Genomic DNA, 22,189 nt, shown 5'->3' with positions numbered 1-22,189 from the left:
ATGGCTACCGATACTCTTAACCACGACGGTCATGCCGAAGGGCATGACCACGACCACCACGATACGGCGGGCACCAAGCTCTTCGGTTTCTGGGTCTATCTGATGAGCGATCTGGTGATCTTCGGATCACTGTTCGCCACTTACGCTGTGCTCCTGAGGGGCACGGCGGATGGCCCGACGCCGGGTGAGATCTTCGAGCTGCCGTTCATTCTGGTCGAGACCTTCCTGCTGTTGTTCTCGAGCTTTACCTACGGCATGGCAGTCCTGTCGATGAACGCTGGGTCTGTCGCCAGGGTGCGCCAGTGGCTGATCATTACTTTCGTGTTGGGTGCAGCCTTCGTAGGCATGGAGATCTATGAGTTCCAGCACCTGATCCATGAAGGTTTTGGGCCTGACAAGAGCGGTTTCCTGTCGGCATTCTTCACCCTGGTGGGCACCCACGGCCTGCACGTGACCTTTGGTCTGATCTGGATTGTGGTGATGGTCATCCAGGTGTCGACGCAAGGCCTGACCGACGTGACGCGTCCACGTATCCTGTGCCTCAGCCTGTTCTGGCACTTCCTGGATATCGTCTGGATCTGCGTCTTCTCCTTCGTCTACCTGATGGGAGTCCTGTGACATGAGTGGACATTCTCACGCGGAAAACAGCCACGGCAGCGTCAAGTCCTATGTTGTTGGTCTGATCCTGTCCATCGTGCTGACCATCATCCCTTTTGGTGTGGTCATGAGCGGCGGCTTCGGGGCTACAGCCATGGTGCTTACCATCGTCATCACGGCGGTAGCGCAGGTCCTGGTTCAGCTGGTGATGTTCATGCACATGAACACCAAGGCCGATGAAGGCTGGAACTTCATGTCGTTCGTCTTCACCGTGACGATTCTGGTTCTGGTCATCGGAGGCTCTCTGTGGATCATGTACCACCTGCATCACAACATGATGATCGGCTGACGCCGAAGCACATGATGATCAGGGACTACATCACGATCACCAAGCCAGGCATTATCGGCGGTAATGTGATCTCGGTTCTGGGCGGCTATTTCCTGGCCGCCCAGGGTCAGTTCGAAGCGCTGGTGTTTCTATCGGCGCTGGTAGGACTGGCTTTGGTGATTGCGTCAGGTTGCGCCTTCAACAACGTCATCGATCAAGACATCGATGCCTTGATGGAGCGCACCCGCAATCGCCCATTGGTGCAGGGTAGAGTGAGCGAGGCGGCTACATTGCGCTTCGCCACGCTACTTGGCCTCGCTGGTTTTGTTGTGCTGGCATTGGGAACCAACTGGTTGACGCTGGGGTTGGCCGCATTTGGGTTCGTGATCTATGTCGGGGCGTACAGCCTTTACATGAAGCGCCATTCTGAATTCGGCACTCTGGTGGGTAGCCTTTCCGGGGCAGTTCCACCGGTAGTCGGCTACTGTGCGGCAAGCGGGACTTTCGATACCGGTGCCCTGACCCTGTTGGTGATCTTCTGCCTGTGGCAGATGCCGCACTCCTATGCCATCGCCATCTTCCGCATGGAAGATTACCGCGCAGCCAATATTCCGGTATTGCCGGTCGTGCGTGGTATCGGAACCGCCAAGCACCACATTCTCGGTTACATCCTCGCCTTTATCGGCGCGGCACTGTCGCTGAGTGTGGCGGGCTATGCGGGGCCGGGCTACTTCGTAGTGGCGTTGGTGCTGGGCGTCTATTGGCTATACATCGCAGCCAAGGGCTATCGCACCGACGACAACGTACGTTGGGCACGCCAGGTGTTCGGTATCTCGATTCTGACCATCACCGCTCTTAGTGTGATGATGTCACTCGATGCAACGCTGATGCCCAGCACACCGATGTGGACCTCGATGTACTAGTGGACCTCGATGTACTAGTGAACCTCGAGTAGCTGTGATCATCCCCTGATCAACTCCTGACGGGCCGCCTTGTGCGGCCCGTTCTCGTATATGGAGGCTGGCATGACCGATCAGCAGGTCGGTGCGGTTCGTTGCTGCGAGAAGGTGCCGATGGTGGTGGGTTGTCGCTGGAATTGTGCTTGTACCAAGGTTCATCCAGCAAAGACTGAATTCGGTTCTATACTCCTGAAGAGAGGACCAACGACAACAAACTCTCTATCTGATCACTGCGGTAGCAGGAGGAAGTCGCGATGCTGGCACATGTCTGGGGATTGATGGCCCGTCCCAATCGAGAATGGAAGGCAATCAAGGAAGAACGTGAGACGCTAACCCACCTTTATGCCCATCACGTTTTGTTATTGGCTGCCATTCCGGTAGTCGCTTCCTATATTGGTACGACGCAAGTGGGGTGGAGTCTTGGTGGCGGGACGCAGATCAAGCTGGGCTATCTGGATGCATTGGGGGCGGGGATCGTTTTCTATTTGACGATACTCGCGGCGGTCTATGTCGTCGGCAAGGTCATACGCTACATGGCCAAACGCTATCCCAAACCGCCCAGCCAGAGTCAGTGCATCATCTTCGCGGGTTATATTGCTACTCCCATGTTTCTCAGCGGAATTGTAGCGATATACCCTCTGGTGTGGTTATGCCTTCTCGCAGGCGTTATTGGTCTCTGCTATACGGCTTTTCTGTTGTATATCGGCATACCTTCCTTTCTGAACATCAGTGAGAAGGAAGGCTTCATTGTTTCCATCACGACCTTCGGGGTCGGTGTCCTGGTGCTCGAGGCACTACTGGGAATGACCGTATTACTGTGGGGCTATGGGGAGAGAATCATCCTGTCGATCCTTTCGTGACATCGAACCGTCCGGCAAACACAACGCCGCATAATGCAATGGGCGCCATGCAGGCGCCCATTGTCATTTCTCCCCGCGATATTTCTTCCAGCGACACTTCTTCCAGCGACATTTCTCCTGGCGAATAGGGTTGCGGGAACACGAGTCAGGCATTGAGCACCTGGTCGAGTGCCTTCTGGAAGCTGTCGATGCTGCGTGCCGGGTGATGCAGTTTGTCGAGTCCGAACAGACCGATGCGGAAGCTCTGAAAATCTTCGCCCTCATCACACATCAGGGGTACCCCTGCGGCAACCTGCAGGCCAGCAGCTGCGAACCGTGCAACCAGTCCGCCATCACCGGTATAGCAAACAACAACGCCAGGGGCTTCAAAGCCTGGCGCAGCAACGCTACCAAGTCCCCGATCGCTGAGTAGCTGGCGAATCCCCTGGCCGAGTGCCCATTGTTCTTCCTTGACCTTGTCGAAACCGTATTCAGCGGTTTCCTGCATGATGTTGCGCAGGTTGCGTAGGCTGTCGGTGGGCAGGGTGGCGTGATAGGCATGGCCTCCGGCTTCGTAGGTCTCCATGATCGATAGCCACTTGCGCAGATCGGCAGAAAAACTGCTGCTGGTAGTTTCCTCGATTACCTCGCGAGCCAGGGCAGACATCATCACCATCGCGCAACAAGGTGAACCGCTCCAACCCTTTTGCGGTGCGCTGATCAGTAAGTCGACCCCCGTGGCCTGCATATCCACCCAAACGGTACCAGAGGCAATGCAATCGAGCACCAGCAGGCCACCATGGGCATGCACAGCGTCGGCGACACGCTTGATATAATCATCGGGAAGAATCATGCCGGAAGAGGTCTCGACATGGGGAGCGAAGACGATATCCGGACGCGTACGGCTGATCAGGCTCTCGACCTCTTTGATCGGAGCCGGGGCGAACGGTGAGGCTGGATCGTGTTCGTCGAGTCGGCGTGCCTTGGCGACATTGAGCTCCGCCGGAATTCGGCCCATTTCGAGGATCTGATGCCAGCGATAGCTGAACCAACCATTGCGAATCACCAGCGCGCTGCGGTTGTGAGCGAATTGGCGTGCCACGGCTTCCATGCCGAAAGTGCCGCTGCCCGGCACGATGGCGACGGAGTCGGCATTGTAGACTTGCTTGAGGGTTGCCGAGATATCGCGCATGACACCCTGAAAGCTTTGCGACATGTGATTCAGTGCACGGTCGGTATAGACCACGGAATATTCCAGCAGTCCATCAGGGTCGACGTCATGGAGCAGGCCAGGCATGGCAGTCATCCTTATTGGTTATGTGAGCAGGGACGCGCGGCAATGGCGAGACGTTCAGGGTTCTGCCCGCGGTCGACGCCCCTGGTGGAAAGCACCTTGTGGAGAGAATAAGGTCAATGGCGCTCTGGAGCCAGCCCCGTCGGAGTTCATTAGTGCTATCCGCTGACTTCGGTGTTCTCGTCTGCAGTGGCTTCAGGAAGTGCACCTTGATTGATGCGGGCGATGGCGGCTGCCGCGCGTTCCAGCACGGGAAGGCAGGCGAGGGCGCGCTCCCGGTCCATGCGCATCACCGGGGCCTGGATAGCGAGGCCTATATTGGAGACCCCGGTCGGGTTGGGCGCCAATACCGCAATACACAACAAGCCCGGCAGAAACTCTTCATCATCGAAGGCAAAGCCGTTGCTCTTGACCAGCGCGACCTCTTCTTCCAGTGACTCGAGATCGGTGATGGTGTTGCGCGTGAACTTTTCCAGCGGCATCTCGGCCAGCAGGCGTCGACGCTGAGTAGCCCCCAACTGGGCGAGGAACAGTTTGCCGCTGGCAGAGCAGTGAGCCGGTACTCGCGAGCCGGGATGCAGATAGAAGCGCAACGGCGCGGATGTTTCGACCCGGTCGAGGTACAGCACCTCGGAGCCTGACAGCGCCGTGATATTGCAGCTTTCTCCCACCTCACGCACCAGTTCGGCGAGCACCGCATGGCGGGCTCCCTGCACGGTGTCATTGAGCAGCAGGTTTTCGGCCAGACGGCGTAGTCGCGAGCCCATGCAGTAGTGCCGGTTGTCGGCCTCACGCTGCAACATGCCGGAGTTTTCCAGTTGCTGCAGCATGCGATGCAGCGTTGGTTTCGGTAGGCCTGTTTCATCCACAAGGCTCTGCAGTGTGAAGTACTGCCCCTTGTCGGCGATGACTTCCAGCAAGGCCAGCAGACGTTGAGCTGGCGTATCTCCCTCGATGCTTCTGGTATCCATACGCGGTGTGGTCATGGCGGTGTCCCCCTTGACTTGAATTCTATCTATTCCTGAAAAGAAATCAATTTGTACCGTTTTTTGAAATGGGTGTTGACGTCGCCAGGGTCTGACGCTACATTTTTCTCAAGTTTCGTAAAACGGAACTTTGGGTATCGAAAAATGAATTAGCTTCAAAAAATGAATTCGATTCAAAAGCAGTTATGCCTGTTCTCGTTCCGTGGAGGAGCCAATGAGCTACAACGACACCAATAAGGACAATACCGATAACCGCCAGGTCGTTCAGGGCAAGCAGAAGATGACACCGTCGGAGGCTTTCGTCGAAACGCTGGTCGCCAATGGAGTGACCGATATCTTCGGCATCATGGGGTCGGCGTTCATGGACGCCATGGACATCTTTGCCCCGGCCGGCATTCGTCTGGTTCCCGTCGTGCATGAGCAGGGCGCCGCGCATATGGCGGATGGTTATGCCCGAGTCTCTGGACGCCACGGGGTGGTCATCGGCCAGAACGGCCCTGGCATATCCAACTGCGTGACCGGAATAGCTGCGGCGTATTGGGCGCATAGCCCGGTGGTGATGATTACCCCGGAAACCGGTACCACCGGTATCGGGCTGGGTGGCTTCCAGGAATGTAACCAGTTGCCGATGTTCCAGGAGTTCACCAAGTATCAGGGCCATGTCACCAACCCCACGCGCATGGCAGAGTTCACCGGCCGCTGCTTCGACCGTGCCATGTCGGAAATCGGTCCGACACAGCTCAACATCCCTCGCGACTACTTCTACGGTGAGATTGAAGCCGAGATTCCTCAGCCGCGCCGTGTCGATCGGGGCCCGGGCGGCGAACAGTCGCTGGAGGAAGCCGTCGCTCTGCTGGCCGAGGCCCGCTTCCCGGTGATCGTCTCCGGTGGCGGCGTGGTGATGGCGGATGGCGTTGAAGAGTGCAAGGCACTGGCTGAGCGGTTGGGGGCGCCGGTGGTCAACAGCTACCAGCACAATGACTCCTTCCCGGCCAGTCACCCGCAGTGGTGCGGCCCGCTGGGTTACCAGGGCTCCAAGGCCGGAATGAAGCTGATTTCCGAAGCGGATGTGGTACTGGCGCTGGGCACTCGTCTCGGGCCGTTCGGAACGCTGCCGCAGCATGGCATGGATTACTGGCCGCAGAATGCCCGCATCATTCAGGTCGATGCCGATCACAAGATGCTGGGGCTGGTGAAGAAGATTGCCGTAGGTATCTGTGGCGATGCTCGTGCTGTTGCGGTCGAGTTGAGCAAGCGCCTGGAAAGCCGTCATCTGGCGTGTGACGACAACAAGCAGGAGCGTCTGGCCAGGGTCAAGTCCGAGAAGGAGGCCTGGGAGCAGGAGTTGGATGAGTGGACGCATGAGCGCGACCCTTTCAGCCTCGATTCCATTGAAGAAGCGCGAGACGAAAAGCCGTTCTCCGGCGGCGAGTACCTGCATCCGCGGCAGGTGCTGAGAGAGTTGGAAAAGGCCATGCCGGAAGATGTCATGGTCTCCACCGATATCGGCAACATCAACTCGGTGGCCCACAGTTATCTGCGCTTCGAGAAGCCGCGTAGCTTCTTCGCGCCGATGAGCTTCGGTAACTGTGGTTACGCCTTGCCGACGATCATCGGTGCCAAGGCGGCGGCGCCACACCGTCCGGCCATCGCCTATGCCGGTGATGGTGCCTGGGGCATGAGCATGATGGAAACCATGACCGCCGTGCGTCACAACATTCCGGTCACCGCCGTGGTCTTCCACAACCGCCAGTGGGGCGCGGAGAAGAAGAACCAGGTCGACTTCTACAATCGCCGCTTTGTCGCCGGTGAGCTCGACAACCAGAGTTTTGCCGAGATAGGCAGGGCGATGGGTGCAGAAGGCGTCACCGTGGATCGCCTCGAAGACGTGGGTCCTGCTCTGCGCGAGGCGGTGGATCGGCAGATGAACGAGGGCAAGACCACCATCATCGAGATCATGTGTACACGTGAGCTGGGCGATCCCTTCCGCCGCGATGCGCTGCGCAAGCCGGTGCGGATGCTGGAGAAGTATCAGGATTACGTATAGGTCTGCAGCGCGTAATCAGCTCAAGAGTGTGTAGATGCAGCGTGTAGACACAGCGGTTGGACACAGCGGTTGGACACAACGGTTGGACACAACGGTTGGACACAAGAAGTGCAGGAGTCGTGCCGGAAGCTGGTGGACGTTCCTTGTCCGTGATGCCACCCATGCTCTCTCGTCCGGTATGACGCTTTACCCCGGCCCTGACTCGTACCTCTGGGCCGGGGTTTTCTTGAATGCTGACGATGACAACTCAGCACTGATACGGAGTCTGCAAGGCGATGAAGGCCCTCAACCATATACGTGAGCGAGCCCGTCAGGCGCCCAGGCGCATCGTGCTCTGCGAAGGTGAAGACCCCCGAATCCTCAAGGCCGCTGCATTGGCGGTTGAGCAGCGTTATGCCGAGATTCTGCTGGTCGGTGATGCTCATGACATACGCAGTGCCGCGCGTCAGGCTGATGTAGATCTGGCTGGAATGATAGTGATCGACCCCCAGACCTCGGAGCTCCGACCGCGCCTCACCCAACGGCTGCTCGAATTGCGGGAGGCGAAGGGTATGAGTGCAGACGAGGCGGCGAGCCGCGTACTGGACCCGCTGGTGTTCGCCAACTTGATGGTGCGTGAAGAATTGGCGGATGGCAGCGTGGCCGGGGCGGTGCATACCACTGCGGATGTAGTTCGCTGCGCGATCCAGTTGATCGGCAAGGCCCCGGAGAGCAGCCTGGTATCGAGCTTTTTCCTGATGATGTTGTGCAAGCCGTTCCATGACCTGACGGGGGGCATGATCTTTTCCGATTGCGGCTTGGTGGTCGATCCTGATGAGGAACAGTTGGCAGCGATCGCGATGGCTGCTGCTGATAGCGCTGAGGCATTGCTGGGTGATCCGGCTCGCGTGGCCATGCTGTCATTCTCGACAGGAGGTAGCGCTCGCCATGCCGCTGTCGACAAGGTGGTGAACGCGGCACGCCGGGTCAAGGCCGCGCGTCCTGCACTGGCGATTGACGAAGATGTGCAACTGGATGCGGCTCTGGTTGCCGAGGTCGCCGAGCGCAAGACACCCGACTCGCGGGTCAAGGGGCGCGCCAATGTGCTGATCTTTCCTGACCTCGAGGCAGGCAATATCGGCTACAAGCTGGCCGAGCGCATCGGTGGTGCCGAAGCGATTGGTCCTCTGTTGCAGGGACTGGCCAGACCCGCCAATGACCTCTCGCGTGGCTGCAGCGTAGCGGATATCGTCAACGTCATCGCCGTAACGACGGTTCAGGCTCAGCAGCGGTCCAGCACGCTCGGCAAGTGACGTCCAGTGATGGGAGCAGGCATGGAGATACCAGCATTGCTGGTGGTATTGGCGATCATGGCGGTGGCAGGCTACCTGCACACCGTCTCGGGATTTGGGTTGGGCATGATCGTCATGGGCGCCGCCGGGGGAATGGGCATGGCTTCGGTGCCGGTGCTGGCGGCGGTGATCAGCCTGGTCACCCTGGTCAACAGCGCCGTAGCGCTACCCGGGAAATGGCGGGGGCTGGGAAAAGGGCGAGTGCTTGCACTGGGGTTGGGCATCGTGCCTTCCATTGCGCTGGGTGTCTGGTTGCTGGAATGGCTCGATCGGGAGTGGCAACAGCTGATGACGCTGCTACTCGGTGTGCTGGTGCTGTATGGCGGCCTGAGTATTGCCTTGAAGCCGCGTCCTCGTAGCCGGACTTCGCCCTCCTGGACCTTCGCGATGAGTGGTGTGTTGACCGGGTTGTGCGGTGGCCTTTTTGGAGTGCCGGGGCCACCGGTGATCTATCACTGCTATCGGCAACCTCTTTCACTGGATACCATCCGCCGCCTGTTGATCCTGTGCTTCGCCCTGACCTCTGGCATGCGCACCTTGTTCGTTGGTATTCAGGGGGGGTTGACCGCCGACGTCTGGAGTCTGGCGCTATGGGCCATGCCGGTAGTGGGAGTGGCCACCTGGCTCGGCCGTCGTTATCCGCCGCCCTGTAGTGCTGACACCATGCGCCGGGTCGCGATGCTTACCCTGGTGGGGCTGGGGATCAGTATCATTGTTGGTGTCGCATTTGGGTGATCTTGCGGCGTGGGGCCACCAATAACTGAGCGACTTCATCGGCGAGGCGGTTGTCCAGGGTCTGTTCCAGGTCGATGATCCGGTGGTAACGGTACCAGGGGCTGAGGTCGAGGCCAACACCCAGCCCGGTAATTTCGATCTGACCGTGGCGCTCATTGCGCGCAATGACTTCCTTCAGGTGGTCGTCCAGGTAGTGGCGGTCATTGGCCAACTGGGTGGCGCTATCGGAGGGGCTGCCATCGGAGATGACCACCAGCAGGCGGCGCTGCACATCGGCACCAAGCAGGCGTTGGCTGGCCCATTCCAGCGCTTCGCCGTCGATGCCCTCGCGATACAGATCAGCCTTGAACATCGCGCCGAAGGCGCGCCGTGAACGTCGCCATGGGCATCGAGCCTCCTTGAATATCAAGTGTCGGCACTCGTTGAGTCGCCCAGCGCCGGGTGGACGACCGGCCTTGATCCACTCCTGGTAGGGCCGGCCTCCGTTCCAGGCTCCAGTGGTGAAGCCGAGTACCTCGGTAGCGACGCCGGCCATGTCCAGCGCACGGGTGAGCAATTCCACCAGCGTGGCAACGGCTTCGGCATGGGTCTTCATCGACCCGGAGCAGTCAATGAGAAAGGCAACCTGGGCATTGCTGGCTGGCGTGTAGCGTGTGCGTTGGAAGATGCGTCGTTCGAGTGGCGATGACACGATCTGTGCCAGCCGCCTGCCATCGATGATTCCGCTTTCTTCGCCGTGGTGCCAGTCGTCGCGTTCGGGCTGCGACAGCGCTCGACGAAAGATTCCCGCCAGACGTCGCACATTGATGCGCTGTGCAGCGATGCGTTGATCGAGGCGCTGACGATACTCATCAAGCAGTGCACTGCGTACCAGGCCTATGGCCTCGACTTCACTGTCATAGGCCGTGGTGAAGGCATGGTAATTGAAAGAATGGTCGCGATAGGCGTGGTCGTGACAGGTGGGGCTATTGCCGCTAAGTGACTGAGAGAGCTCGATGTCGATGTCATCCTCGCTTTCGAGCAGCATGGCCAGCTGTCGCCTGGGGTCAAGGCTCTGGTCATCATCTTCGGTGCTGTCCTTGATGTCGACGTCCTGCAACTGCTCGCCAAGCCAGTCGGCGATATGGCGTGCGTGACCTTGATAGTTGGCCTGAGCGTGGCGCTCGCGACGCAGACCGGACAGAGCGTGACCGAGTACGGGAACGATGCCGGCACGCGTCGCTTCCAGTGAGTCTTCGATCTCCTCGAACACCGGGCGGGCCATAAGACGTGACCAACTGATCAGGATGATACACAGCAGTAGCTGGCCGAGCGCCGTACCACTCAACTGGCTGTTGTAGTAATCCAGTGCCCAGCGCTGGAAGCGCTGTTCAAGGTTGCGTGCCGTCCCCGGCATGCTGGTGCTGATCAGCGACTCAACTCGCAGTTGTTCGAGCAGGTCATAGACCAACCGCGCCTCAGGTTGTTCCGGCCGCTGTCGAGCGTGCAACCGAGAGTCGCTGTGCTGCCAGCGCAGCGCCATGGCATCACTGACCGCCCGATAGTCCTGCAGCCTGATGTTGTCGTCATTCAGGCGCAGATGCGGTGCGCGCAACGCGACAGCTCCGGAACCATGATGCAGCCGGCGTGCTCGATAGTGCCAGGCGCCATCCGCCGTGGCGGCACGCAATGCTGCGGCCTCGAGTTCCTCGATATATTGCTGGCGGCGCAGATGAGCAGGGAGGGTGTGAGACGTCATGACGGCTCTTCTGATTGGGTAGTGGTTTCTTCCAGCTCGCGGTCGAAGCAGCGTTGGTAGAACTCTGCTATCAGCGGCCGTTCATACTCATCACACTTGTTGAGCCAGGACAGACGGAAGGCCAGCGCCGGATCGCGGAATATTTCACAGTTCTCCGCCCAGGTGATGACCGTGCGCGGCGACATCAACGTCGACAGGTCGCCATTGGCGAACCCTCGGCGAGTCAGTTCGGCGACGGCGACCATGGCATTGACGAGACGGCGGCCAGCTTCACTGTTCTTGCTCGGTACCCGCGCCAGCACGATGTCGACCTCCTCAGCACGTGGCAGGTAATCGAGCCGAGCAACGATGTTCCAGCGGTCGATCTGGGCATGGTTGAGCAGTTGAGTGCCATGATAGAGGCCATCCTGGTTACCCAATCCCACGGTATTGGCCGTAGCAAACAGTCGGAACATCGGATGCGGCTGAATCACTCGATTCTGGTCGAGCAAGGTGAACTGACCATCACGCTCGAGAATACGCTGGATAACAAACATCACATCCGGACGACCGGCATCATACTCATCGAACACCAGTGCCACAGGTCGCTGCAGCGACCAGGGAACGATGCCCTCCTGGAACTCGGTGACCTGAACGCCTTCGCGCAATACGATCGCATCCTTACCCACCAGATCCAGACGGCTGATGTGGCCGTCAAGATTGACCCTTATGCACGGCCAGTTGAGTCGGGCCGCCACCTGTTCGATATGCGTGGACTTACCGGTGCCATGCAGCCCCTGAACCATGACACGACGATTGCGGGTGAAGCCGGCAAGAATTGCCAGCGTGACATCGGTGTTGAAACGGTAGCAGGGATCAATTTCCGGGACATGGTCGTCATGCGCATCGAACACCGGTACCTGGAGATCCGAGTCAATATCGAACAGTTCCCGTGCACTGCGCCAGTGTTGTCCGGGGGGCGGTGTGGCATCGAGCGAGGAGTGTGGTTTGTCATCGAGAGAGGAGTGTGGAGTGAGCATGGTCATGATCCTGTGAAGCGGACTCTTGTTTCGCCACTATAGATCTATTTCTTAAAATGAATCAAATCGTATCGGAAAATGAAATTTTATGGGATTTCTGGTTTGACGCTGGCCCAACCGATGGCTGGTAACTGGTGCTAAGTGTGCTGCTGGCACCGTCGTAGGCTCAGTACAGGGAAAGCCCCCAATCTCAAACAACATGCAAAGGGATACGAAATGAGCCAGCCAGACACACAATTTCTGCAGGATTTCAGCGATGCACTCAATCGTCATGACATCGACGCGGTGATGTCGATGATGACCGATGATTGCGAGTTCCATGCCGTAGGTGGCCCGGACCTGCTGGGTAACAGCTTCATCGGCAAGGATGCGGTCCGTGAGGGACTGAGTGCTGCATGGAAGAATGCTGCGGACGCGCAATGGGTGGATGCCGTTCATGTGGTGATCGGCGACCGTGGTTACACCGAAAGCACCTATTGCGGCACGACGGCTGACGGCATGCGTTCCGAAGCTCGGATGATCGATGCCTTTACCTTCCGTGATGGCAGGATTGCCGTGAAGAACGCCTTCCGCAAGCAACGGCCAGCGGTGTCGGTGCAGGACGCTTGAGCCCCCTTTGCTGATGAATGCCCTGATCAAGGAGCAGTGCCATGTTGGATATACAAGGCCCTGTCGGCGGCCAGGCGGAGGCGGACGAGCATCATACGCCTGCCCAGGCTCCCTACGACCCGGCATACGATCCCTTGACGGCACCACAGGCCGGCACTGGCTGTGATTACGCGCCAACCTACTGGATCGGTACGGCCGGTGAGCCGCCTGCGGATGATGGTCCCATTGTCAGTGATACTGATGCCGATGTAGTGATTATCGGCTCCGGGTTTACCGGACTGACGGCAGCGATCTTCCTCGCCGAGCAATACGGCATCAAGGCTACCGTGCTGGAGGCCAATCGTGTCAGTTGGGGCTGCAGCACTCGTAATGGTGGGCAGGCCCAGTGTGCATCCGGGAGACTCAAGCGCTCGCAATGGATAGAGCGCTATGGTCTACAAACCGCTCTGGGTCTTCATCGCGAGTGTGTCGAGGGCATGCAGGCCTTCAAGTCGCTGATCGCCGATATCGACTGTGAGCCGCAGCCCGGTGGACACCTGTATATTGCCCATCGCTCGCGGATGATGCCTGGTCTCGAGAAGGAGGCCAGGTTATTGCGCGAGACCTTCGACTATGACGCTCGCATCATCGATGCCGATACAGTGCGCAATGAGTGGGTGGGTGACACGGAAGCGGCCGGGGCGATGCATGAACCCGAAGGCATCGGTATTCATGCCGCCAGACTGGCCTTCGGCTACCAGCGCAAGGCGCGTGCGTTGGGCGTCAAGGTACATCCGGCGAGCCCGGTTCTGGGCTGGGAAACGCGTGGTGATGTTCACTATCTACGCACCCCGGGCGGCACGGTCAAGGCGCGTGCGGTCGGTATGGCGACGGGAGGCTATATCACCGGACAATTGCACCATGCGCTGAAGAACCGACTGCTGCCGATTCTTTCCAACTCAGTGGTGACACGTCCGCTGAGTGAAGCCGAGATCGAAGCCACAGGGTTTCGCACTCGCCAGGTACTGACCGATACGAGGGTACTTCGGCATTACTATCGCTTGCTGCCTGATAATCGGGTACAGATCGGTAGCCGCAGTGCGGTTACCGGACGTGATGCCCCGAAGGAGCGCTATCGTCAGGTGTTGATCGCCAACCTGGAGCGCAAGTTTCCGGCGCTCAAGGGGATCCAGATCGACTATTCCTGGTGGGGCTGGGTCGATGTCAGCCATGACATGATGCCGCGTATCCATCAGCCGGACCCTCGCGAGAGTATCTACTATGCACTTGGTTACGGGGGCAATGGCGTGATGTACTCGGCGCAGGCCGGCAAGCGCCTGGCGCAGTGGATCGCCGGAGACGGGCACAAGCTCGACCTGCCGATCTTCACCTCCAGACTGCCCTATCCCAATGTGCGAGAGATGGTTGAATCCGAGGCCTTTGCGCCATTCCGGCGCATGGGGCAGCGCTTCCTTTATAAATGGTACTGCTTCAAGGACGAGATGCGCTGATCCCGCTATAGATCCTGCGGGTTGGGCAGCATTGACTCGAGCCGATCGAGGAATGATCGCTGTACAGGCGATAGGCTGCCATCCCGCCATGCCACTTCGGTTACCAGACTGTCACTGACATTGCTCAGTGGCAGTATTTTTACCCCCTTCCTGACGTAGTTACTGGCGCACTCCAGATGCACAGTGACACCAAAATTGCACGCCACGAAGCCGAAGATCGTCTCGCTGTTGAAGGTTTCCTGAGCCACATTCGGCTGAAACCCCGCCCTGGCGCAGATTTCATCGAGTTTGCGACGGAAGTGGCGCCACATCTGCATGTTGCCAACGATAAACGGTTCATGGGCCAGTTCCTCGAGGCGGATGCTGTCTCGTTGAGCGAGTGGATGTGTCTCACTGACCGCGGCGATGAAGAAATCCCGCTGGATGGGGCGAGATACAAGGCCTGGTGTCAGGTTTGGGCCGGTAATGAAGCCGAAATCCAGCCGCTTGTCCTGCAGGTCCTGGAGTTGTTGGGCGGTGGAGCCGAAGTGCAGGTCGAAATCGATATCCGCTCGCCAGTGACGGAAATCATCGAGTAGTGCCGGCAGGCGTCCGGTAATCGCAAAGTCGGTATAGCCGATCGCCAGACGGCCGATTTCTCCACGTCCCGCGCGTTGTGTCTTGAGCACGGCATCATCGAGATGGCCGAGAATCTGGCGGCTTTCCTCGAGCATTACCCGTCCGGGTTCGGTCAGTTGAACATGACGATTGTTGCGCTGGAAAAGCGTCTCACCGACCGCCTCCTCGAGTTGCGCGATAGTGCGACTCAGGGCGGGCTGGGCGACGTTCAGGCGCTCGGCGGCGCGTCGGAAGTGCAGACATTCTGCGACCGTGATCAGGGCGCGAAGGTGGCGTATTTCAATGCGCATTGATGCCTCAGAGGTATCGATTGAAATATAAACGATATTATACAGGCAACAATAGGCGGCCTAGCCTCAGAAAGCGATACAGAAATCATCCGAAACAGACAAACACAACAGATCAGGTGATGCTGCCATGCACGATTCCTTCCAGGGGGTGATTGCTTTCGCCCTGTTGGCACTAATGCTGTGGTTGGGCAGCTTGCTGCGCAACCGTATTCCTCTACTCAGGATGTCGCTGGTTCCGGCCAGTATTGTCGGCGGTGTATTGGGCTTTGCGCTACTTTCTTTCGATGTATTGCCGGGATACTCCCCCGGCGATTTCACGACGCTGACCTTTCATTTCTTCACCCTGAGTTTCATGTCGCTGTGTCTGACGGGTAGAGCACCGAAAAGTGACCAACTGGGTGGCGGCAGCATCGTGCGCGGCGGGCTGTGGATGACGCTGGCCTGGAGCATAAGTCTCGGGCTGCAGGGAGTGATCGGCTATCTGATGATCACGGGTTACGATGCCTTCACCGGTTCTGATATCAGTGGATGGTTGGGCGCGATCGTCACGCATGGCTTTACCCAGGGACCGGGACAGGCGCTCACCTACGGCAGTATCTGGGAGAATGAATATGGCGTGGCCAACGCGGCTCAGGTGGGATTGATCTATGCCTCGCTTGGCTTCCTGATGGCCTTCGTCGTTGGTATCCCTGTGGCTCGCCGTTATTTGAAAAAAGGGCTCAATGCCAACCAGGCATCGCGTCTCGACGCCAGTTTCCGTCAGGGATTCTACGCGGCAGACAATGATGGAGAAGTCACATCACCCACCATGGGCAGGATGGTGTCTCATCCGGGTAATCTGGACTCACTGGCTTATCACCTCGGCCTTCTGGCGGTCGCCTATGTGCTCACCCACCTGTGGTTGACCTTCATGCAGGGCGTGATCGGCAATGCCTCACCCTATGGCATTCAGATGAATGTGTTGTTCAGCCACAATCTGTTCTTTCTGCATGGATTAGGTGTCTGCGTGTTGATGCGCATGGTCATCGACCGGCTCGGCTTCAGTCATCGTGTCGATGACGAGACTCTCAAGCGTATCACCGGTAGTTCGGTGGACTTCATGGTGGTCGGCACGCTGATGAGTATCCAGTTTGCCGTGCTCTATGCGCTACTGCTGCCGGTGTTGCTGGTCAGTGTCGCGGTGACCGCTGCCTCGTTGATTGGCTGTGTGCTGATCGGACGCATGAGCGGTAAGCTCGGATATGAGCGGGTCGTCACCTCGTTCGGTTGCTGCTGCGGGTCGACCGGTACCGGGCTGTTGTTGCTGCGCATGATGGATGCCGATTTCTCGACCTCGGTACCCAAGGAACTGGCGTTCTTCAATCTGGCGATCGTGCTGGTCAATCTACCGATTCTGATGGTCTTCGCGCCGATCGTGCCGTCACTGACCGGTGGTAGCTACCTATTGATCTTCGGTGGCTCGGCGTTGTTCTTCACCGCCTGTCTGCCGCTGATGTGGTTCTGGTCACGTCGCGGAGCAAGCCCACTGTCCAGTGCCTGGAAATCCTCTACCCGAGTGCCCGCCATAGGGGCTGCCTCGTCCAAACCTCGCTTCAGCAAGGGAGCTGCGTCCTGATGACTATTACCATCTATTCCGCCCGTCGCATCCTGACCATGAACCCCTCACAGCCCGAGGCGACCCATATTGCCGTGGATGGCGAGCGTGTGCTGGCGGTGGGTGACGCCGATACCATGCCTCACGGTGAAGATTGTGTCTGGGATGAGCGCTTCGCCGACAAGGTCATCATGCCGGGGTTCGTCGAAGGCCATAGCCATGCGCTGGAAGGCGCGATGTGGGATCACCTGTATCTGGGTTACTTTGCGCGCAACGACGCCGAAGGCCGAGAATGGAGCGGACTCAAGAGTGTCGCCGAGGTACAGGCACGGCTGCGCGAGCATGCGGCAACGCTGCCTCCCGGCGAGCCGTTGATCGCCTGGGGATTCGATCCCGTCTACTTCGAGGACGAGGACGGCGGCAGTCTACGCCTGACCCGCAATGAACTGGATGAGGCGGTTGCAGATCGCCCGCTGGTGGTGATGCATGCCAGCTTTCATGCCATGACCGTCAATAGCGTGATGCTGGAGCGTAGCGGCATTCTCGACGGCCCGAGTGTCGAAGGTATCATCTGCGATGAGCAGGGACTGCCGAATGGGGAGCTGAAGGAGATGGCGGCGATGTTCGTGGTCTTCGATGCGCTGGGACGCAATCTGTTCAATGATGTCGGCTCGCCGCATGTATTACGCCGCTATGGCGCGATTGCCGCTGCAGTAGGGGTAACCACCATCACCGACCTCTACAACCCGATGACCGACGATGCGATCGAGTCGATGGTCGATGTCACCAGCAGTCCTGATTATCCGGTGCGTCTGGTGCCGGCCATGGGCGTATTGTCCTGGAGTGCCGAAGAAGGCATCGAACGCCTGCAGGCGGCCAGGTCGCGGAACCATGAGCGCTTGCACTTCGGGTTGGCCAAGTTGATGACCGATGGCTCCATTCAGGGCTATACCGCACGGCTGAAATGGCCCCTGTACCATGATGGACACGACAACGGCCTGTGGAATGCGGCCCCCGAGGTACTCACCGATCTGGTACAGGCCTATCACCAGGCCGGACTGCAATTGCATATCCACACCAATGGCGACGAAGCAGTTGAGCTGATGCTCGATGCCATCGATCAGGCTTTGACACTATGGCCGCGTGCGGACCATCGTCACACGCTGCAGCATTGCCAGGTCATCGATCATGCCCAGCTTCGGCGTTCAGCGAAGTTGGGAGTGTGCCTCAACATGTTTGCCAACCACATCTACTACTGGGGCGACATCCATTACCAGCGTACCCTGGGGCCCTCGCGATGCCAGCGCCTTGAACCATTGGCCTCGGCGCGCCGCCTGGGGATACCGTTGGCCATCCACAGCGATGCACCGGTGACGCCGCTGGGACCTCTGTTTACCGCCTGGTGTGCGGTTAACCGTCGAACCGCCAGCGGTCGTCAGTTGGGTGAACACGAAGCGGTTTCCGTCAGTGAAGCGCTGGAAATGATTACCCTCGGAGCGGCTTATACCCTGGGTCTTGATGATCGAGTCGGCAGCCTCGATGTCGGCAAGTTCGCCGATATGGCGATTCTCGATGACGATCCCTTGCAGATTGATCCCGCCGAGCTCTGCAATGTCGGTGTACACGCCACCATGCTGGGAGGTCGCTGTCATGGGTGTGGGTGAGGTGGGTGAGGTGGGTGAGGTGGGTGAGGTGGGTGAGGTGGGTGAGGTGAGTGCGTCAGTTGCCGGTGATGGCGAGGTCATCGATTCCCGTCTGCCGGTAACGGTGATTGCCGGATTTCTTGGTGCCGGCAAGACGACCTGGCTCAATCAGCGGATTGCAGAGGGCCAGGTGGATGATGCGCTGATTATCGTCAATGACGTGGGTGCAGTGAATGTCGATGTTGAGTCGATTGCCTATCGCGATGATCGCGTGTTGGCGCTGACCAATGGCTGCATGTGCTGCACCCTCGGAGGCAGCCTGGTCGAGCAGCTATCCCAGGCGCTGCGCCTCAAGTCGCGGCCATCACAAGTGATCATCGAGGCCAGTGGTGTCGCCGATCCGGCACGAATTGCCGATGTCGCACGGCTGGCGCCGGGCATGCGCCTGGCCGCAGTGGTGGTATTGGTGGATGCCGGTCAGGCTCGGCGGTTGGCAACCGATATGCAGGTGGGGCAACTGTGGCGCGCCCAATTGGTGGCTGCGCAGCGAATCCTGGTCAATCGACTGCCAGCGGGGGAGGCGCGGGACACCTTGCTGCAATGGTTGAAGGAGCAGGCCCCGGGAATCAGCCTCGAATGTATGCCACAGGTGCTCGACAGGACCGAATTGCAAGGCGAATTGAAGGCTGAACCGACAGCAGAAGTCGCAACGGAACACGCTCGGCGCCCGGAGTGGTCTTGCCGGGAATTGTCTAGCCAGAAATTGTCTCGCAAGGAATCGTCTCGCCCGACGGTATTCTTCCCCTCCGCAGGACTGAACAGCCATCGCGGTGCCGCCCATGGCATGAGTCATAAAACGGTGCGTTTCGGTGCCGCATTGCTGCTCGCTGAGCTCGAGTCGGTTCTGCGTGAATACCTGGATGTACTATTGCGTGCCAAGGGCTTTATTCATTGCCGATCCGAGGATGGTGAGCGGTGGGTGAGTCTGCAACTGAGCGGAAGACAGTTGGTATGTCGAGGGCATGCACCGTCCGCCAATGGTTCGCTGCTGGTCTGTATTGGTCGCGGAGGCCTGCGTTTCGATCAACTTATCCAGCGCTTGCAGGCGCTGGATAAGCACGCAGAAGTGAGCGGGAGCGCGGTTTATGGCGGGCAGGTCGAGGGTTTGTGAGCGGTGCTTCGAGAAGCGTCTTGTGTGTTTGTCCCCATTGCCTGGGGAAGTAGGGTGGCAAGGCGTTCGATGCCCGGTTCGATGCGCGCATCGTCAATCGCCGAGAAGCCCATGCGAAAGACGTGCTGATGATTACCCTCCAGGTAATGAAGATCCCCTGGCTCGATCAGGATGCTGTGTTCACGGGCCAGCTGACACAGATATGATGCATCAAGGTTTTCGGGGCCTTCCAGCCAGAAGCAGGAGCCTCCGAAGGTGGAGCCTGTCCGCAGGTCGGGTAGATGCTTGTCCAGTGCCTCACGCATGATCTGCCAGCGTCGCTGGTAGGTCTGGCGTAGCTGACGTAGTAGTGCGTCGTGATAGCCACGATCGAGAAACAGCGCTACCGCGCGTTGGTTGTTGGTCGCCGGGTGGCGCAGCATCAGGCGGCGCAAGGCCCGGGCTTCACGGATCAGTGCCGGAGGCGCGACCATGTAGCCCAGGCGTAGACCCGGTGCCAGGGTTTTCGAGAGACTGCCGATATAGATCACACGCCCCTCTGTATCCAGGCTCTTCAGCGCTGGAGTCGGGTTGTCGGCGAAGTTGGTCTCGCTTTCGTAGTCGTCTTCGATGATCAGCAGATCATGTCTCGCCGCACGCTCCAGCAGCATGCGGCGTCGCTCCATGGGCATGGTGACCCCGGTCGGGGACTGATGGCTTGGTGTGACATAGGCCAGATTACAGCCCTCGAGGCGGTCGTCGGGCGGTAGCCCCAGGTCGTCAACATCGATGGCCGTGATCTGATCGGTGAAGGTGCGCGCGATGTTGACCATGTCGACATAACCGGGGTTTTCCATTGCCAGGCGGCGTTCTGGTCCCAGGGTCAGCATGGTGGTGATCCACAACGCCTGCTGGGCTCCTACAGTGATGAGGATTTCCTCGGGGCGGGCCCAGACACCGCGGCGTGGCAGAAGACGCTGATGAATCTGTTCGATCAGCAGCGGGTCGTCTTCGCTGAGGTGGTCCGATGACCAGTGGCGAACCGCCGGAACACTCACTGAATCACGGCTGCATTCGCGCCAGTGCTGGAACGGAAATAGCCCGGGATCGAGTTGGCCATACAGGAACGGATAGTCGTAGCGTAGCCAGTCGCGTGGCTTGGTGATGGTGCGCTGGTTCGATGGCTTCATGGTCAGCAGCGAATCCCAATCCAGCTCATCTGGCGGCGAAGTGTCTGCAGTATCCGGTGCCGTCTGGACTCGACCATCGAGGATGTCGGGATTGACGAAGTAACCACTGCGTTCGCGGGCGACGAGGTAGCCGTCATCGAGGAGCTGCTCATAGGCCAGCATCACGGTGTTGCGCGCCACGCCCAACTCTCTGGACAGGCGGCGGCTGGACGGCAGAGCCTCATCGAGAGGCAGGTGGCCCTCGAGAATGGCATGGGCAATCTGCTCGCGAAGCTGGCACTGAAGACTTTCCTGACGTCCGGCGTCAAGGTGGAACAGGGGAGCACTCATTCCGTCGCTTCACTATTGATGTTGTGGTTATTGGACAGTCGACCAACAGGATGGTGACTTATCACCATCAATCAGAGTTGTCTTGATCTCTTACCTTGTTACAGCTTTTATCCCATGTCGAGCCTGGGCTGCCACTGGTCCAATCGATATGGGTCCACTGGTTCTATGGGCATTGGATTCGCAGGGGGAAAGTGGATAGGGAAATGAGCGCTGGACCGTCGTGTTCTGGTATCCGAGAGCGCTCGATAAAGCAGGATGACCCAATACAAGATCGCCGCCATTCAGGTGGCACAACAAGATGGGAGATCAGAATGCGTCCAATAGCCAATATGACCAGCCGAGTCACCAGCGGTACATCAGAACGGCGTTGCGGCAGTTTATCTCGTACCGCGCTGAGTGGCGTCGTTGCGCTGACGATGCTGAGCATCAGCATGCAGGCCAGTGCCGACACCTGGAAAATGGCACTGGGTGATGCTGCCGGAGGAACCCAGTACGAGTTGGGTACCACCTTTGCCAGCCTGGTAGAAGAGAAAACCGGCGGTGAAGTGACTGTTGATCTGTTTCCCAATGGGCAGCTCGGCAGTGAACAGGACACCATCAACAATGCCAGCATGGGGCTGCTCGACCTGTCGGTATTGGCGATCAACAACATCACACCGTTTTCCCCCACGGTCGGGGTGATGACCCTGCCTTACGTGATCCGCAGCCCCGAGGATGCTCGAACGCTCACTCATGGTGAAATTGGTCAGGAAATGGTCGATAACACCGTGCGTGATGCCGGCGTCCGAATTCTGGCCTGGGCCTATTCCGGCTGCCGACGATTGACCAACTCGGCTCACCCTGTGGCGAGCCCCGAGGACCTGGAAGGACTGGTCATTCGCGTGCCCAAGAACGAGATCATGATCGCGGCCTACCAGGCCTGGGGTGTCAATCCCAACCCGCTGGCCTGGTCGGAAACCTTCACCGCTCTGCAGCAGGGGGTCGTCGATGGTCAGGACAACCCCTACATCACCATTGATGCCATGAAATTCCACGAGGTACAGAACTACGTCACCGACAGTTGCTACGTGTTCTCGATGGAACCCTTGATCATCAGCGAGAGCAAGTTCCAGAGTCTGTCGCCTGAACAACAGGAAGCGGTGCTGGCAGCCGGTGAGGAAGCCACCGAGCACAGCTATGAGTATCTGTTGGCACAGGAGGGTGAAATCAAGCAGCGCCTGGTTGATGAGTACGGTATGGAAATCACCGAGCCCGCCAATGACGAGAGCGAGTGGATCAAGCAGGCGACCAGTATCTGGCCGGATTTCTACGACAGTATCGGCGGCAAGGAAAAGCTTGATGCAGCCTTGAGTGCTCTGGGTCGCGATCCCGCACCCTGACCTCGCCACCACCCTGTCACCAT

The 22,189-nt window shown here is 58.7% G+C and carries 19 protein-coding genes; 13 read left to right on the top strand and 6 right to left on the bottom strand.

Features of this window, described 5'->3' with window-relative positions; all coding sequences use genetic code 11:
- From cyoC to AR456_RS13630, 4 genes are all read left to right on the top strand, one after another.
- A complete protein-coding gene (gene cyoC / locus AR456_RS13645) occupies positions 1-618 on the top strand; it encodes a cytochrome o ubiquinol oxidase subunit III (RefSeq protein WP_021818816.1) in 618 nt (205 codons plus the stop codon).
- A gap of 1 nt (position 619) precedes the next feature.
- Complete coding sequence (gene cyoD, locus AR456_RS13640) at positions 620-946, top strand: cytochrome o ubiquinol oxidase subunit IV (protein ID WP_021818817.1); 327 nt, start codon at positions 620-622, stop codon at positions 944-946.
- Positions 947-957: 11 nt separating this feature from the next.
- Positions 958-1,848, top strand: a complete 891-nt coding sequence (gene cyoE / locus AR456_RS13635; RefSeq protein WP_021818818.1) for a heme o synthase — start codon at positions 958-960, stop codon at positions 1,846-1,848.
- A 290-nt stretch (positions 1,849-2,138) separates the two neighbouring features.
- Positions 2,139-2,744 carry a Yip1 family protein gene (locus AR456_RS13630; RefSeq protein WP_021818819.1) on the top strand — a complete coding sequence of 202 codons (606 nt, stop codon included), beginning with the start codon at positions 2,139-2,141 and terminating at the stop codon, positions 2,742-2,744.
- A 145-nt stretch (positions 2,745-2,889) separates the two neighbouring features.
- On the opposite strand, the gene AR456_RS13625 is transcribed toward AR456_RS13630, so the two are convergent.
- Both AR456_RS13625 and AR456_RS13620 read right to left on the bottom strand, forming a co-directional pair.
- Positions 2,890-4,020: an aminotransferase class V-fold PLP-dependent enzyme gene (locus AR456_RS13625; RefSeq protein ID WP_021818820.1), complete on the bottom strand. Its 1,131-nt coding sequence runs from the start codon at positions 4,018-4,020 to the stop codon at positions 2,890-2,892.
- Between the two features lie 155 nt (positions 4,021-4,175).
- Positions 4,176-5,003 carry an IclR family transcriptional regulator gene (locus AR456_RS13620; RefSeq protein ID WP_021818821.1) on the bottom strand — a complete coding sequence of 276 codons (828 nt, stop codon included), beginning with the start codon at positions 5,001-5,003 and terminating at the stop codon, positions 4,176-4,178.
- Between the two features lie 214 nt (positions 5,004-5,217).
- On the opposite strand from AR456_RS13620, the gene xsc reads away from it, so the two are divergent.
- From xsc to AR456_RS13605, 3 genes are all read left to right on the top strand, one after another.
- Positions 5,218-7,050, top strand: coding sequence for a sulfoacetaldehyde acetyltransferase (gene xsc, locus AR456_RS13615; protein ID WP_021818822.1), 1,833 nt, complete (start codon positions 5,218-5,220; stop codon positions 7,048-7,050).
- A gap of 275 nt (positions 7,051-7,325) precedes the next feature.
- Positions 7,326-8,342, top strand: a complete 1,017-nt coding sequence (gene pta / locus AR456_RS13610) for a phosphate acetyltransferase (RefSeq protein ID WP_021818823.1) — start codon at positions 7,326-7,328, stop codon at positions 8,340-8,342.
- 21 nt (positions 8,343-8,363) lie between these two features.
- Positions 8,364-9,116: a TSUP family transporter gene (locus AR456_RS13605; RefSeq protein ID WP_021818824.1), complete on the top strand. Its 753-nt coding sequence runs from the start codon at positions 8,364-8,366 to the stop codon at positions 9,114-9,116.
- Here the strand turns inward: AR456_RS13605 and AR456_RS13600 are convergent.
- Positions 9,091-10,854, bottom strand: coding sequence for a cobaltochelatase CobT-related protein (locus AR456_RS13600; protein ID WP_021818825.1), 1,764 nt, complete (start codon positions 10,852-10,854; stop codon positions 9,091-9,093). The two genes, AR456_RS13605 and AR456_RS13600, sit on opposite strands and share 26 nt — an antisense overlap.
- Entirely contained in the window at positions 10,851-11,873 is a 1,023-nt protein-coding gene (locus AR456_RS13595) for an AAA family ATPase (protein WP_021818826.1), read from the bottom strand. Before AR456_RS13595 ends, AR456_RS13600 begins: the two co-directional genes overlap by 4 nt.
- A gap of 216 nt (positions 11,874-12,089) precedes the next feature.
- On the opposite strand from AR456_RS13595, the gene AR456_RS13590 reads away from it, so the two are divergent.
- Together AR456_RS13590 and AR456_RS13585 are read left to right on the top strand one after the other, a co-directional pair.
- Entirely contained in the window at positions 12,090-12,482 is a 393-nt protein-coding gene (locus AR456_RS13590; protein WP_021818827.1) for a nuclear transport factor 2 family protein, read from the top strand.
- Positions 12,483-12,523: 41 nt separating this feature from the next.
- Positions 12,524-13,972, top strand: coding sequence for an NAD(P)/FAD-dependent oxidoreductase (locus AR456_RS13585; RefSeq protein WP_021818828.1), 1,449 nt, complete (start codon positions 12,524-12,526; stop codon positions 13,970-13,972).
- Positions 13,973-13,977: 5 nt separating this feature from the next.
- Here AR456_RS13585 and AR456_RS13580 read toward each other — a convergent pair whose 3' ends face one another.
- Positions 13,978-14,880, bottom strand: a complete 903-nt coding sequence (locus AR456_RS13580) for a LysR family transcriptional regulator (protein WP_031207687.1) — start codon at positions 14,878-14,880, stop codon at positions 13,978-13,980.
- Positions 14,881-15,007: 127 nt separating this feature from the next.
- Here AR456_RS13580 and AR456_RS13575 point away from each other — a divergent pair, with 127 nt between their 5' ends.
- From AR456_RS13575 to AR456_RS13565, 3 genes are read left to right on the top strand one after another with little or no spacing between them, the layout of a single operon-like run.
- Positions 15,008-16,495 (top strand): sodium/glutamate symporter, encoded by a 1,488-nt coding sequence (locus AR456_RS13575; protein ID WP_021818831.1) that lies wholly within the window; start codon positions 15,008-15,010, stop codon positions 16,493-16,495.
- Positions 16,495-18,138, top strand: coding sequence for an amidohydrolase (locus tag AR456_RS13570; RefSeq protein ID WP_021818832.1), 1,644 nt, complete (start codon positions 16,495-16,497; stop codon positions 18,136-18,138). The genes AR456_RS13575 and AR456_RS13570 overlap by 1 nt, the downstream gene beginning before the upstream one ends.
- The gene (locus AR456_RS13565; RefSeq protein ID WP_021818833.1) at positions 18,125-19,288 is read left to right on the top strand and encodes a CobW family GTP-binding protein; all 1,164 of its coding nucleotides are present in this window, start codon (positions 18,125-18,127) and stop codon (positions 19,286-19,288) included. The genes AR456_RS13570 and AR456_RS13565 overlap by 14 nt, the downstream gene beginning before the upstream one ends.
- On the opposite strand, the gene pdxR is transcribed toward AR456_RS13565, so the two are convergent.
- Positions 19,261-20,787 carry a MocR-like pyridoxine biosynthesis transcription factor PdxR gene (gene pdxR, locus AR456_RS13560; protein WP_021818834.1) on the bottom strand — a complete coding sequence of 509 codons (1,527 nt, stop codon included), beginning with the start codon at positions 20,785-20,787 and terminating at the stop codon, positions 19,261-19,263. The genes AR456_RS13565 and pdxR overlap by 28 nt on opposite strands.
- A 311-nt stretch (positions 20,788-21,098) precedes the next feature.
- On the opposite strand from pdxR, the gene AR456_RS13555 reads away from it, so the two are divergent.
- Positions 21,099-22,166 carry a TRAP transporter substrate-binding protein gene (locus AR456_RS13555; protein WP_021818835.1) on the top strand — a complete coding sequence of 356 codons (1,068 nt, stop codon included), beginning with the start codon at positions 21,099-21,101 and terminating at the stop codon, positions 22,164-22,166.
- Positions 22,167-22,189: the final 23 nt, after the last annotated feature.

Source organism: Halomonas huangheensis (assembly GCF_001431725.1).
Classification (GTDB): domain Bacteria; phylum Pseudomonadota; class Gammaproteobacteria; order Pseudomonadales; family Halomonadaceae; genus Halomonas; species Halomonas huangheensis.
This window is presented reverse-complemented; position numbering and strand designations above follow the sequence as displayed.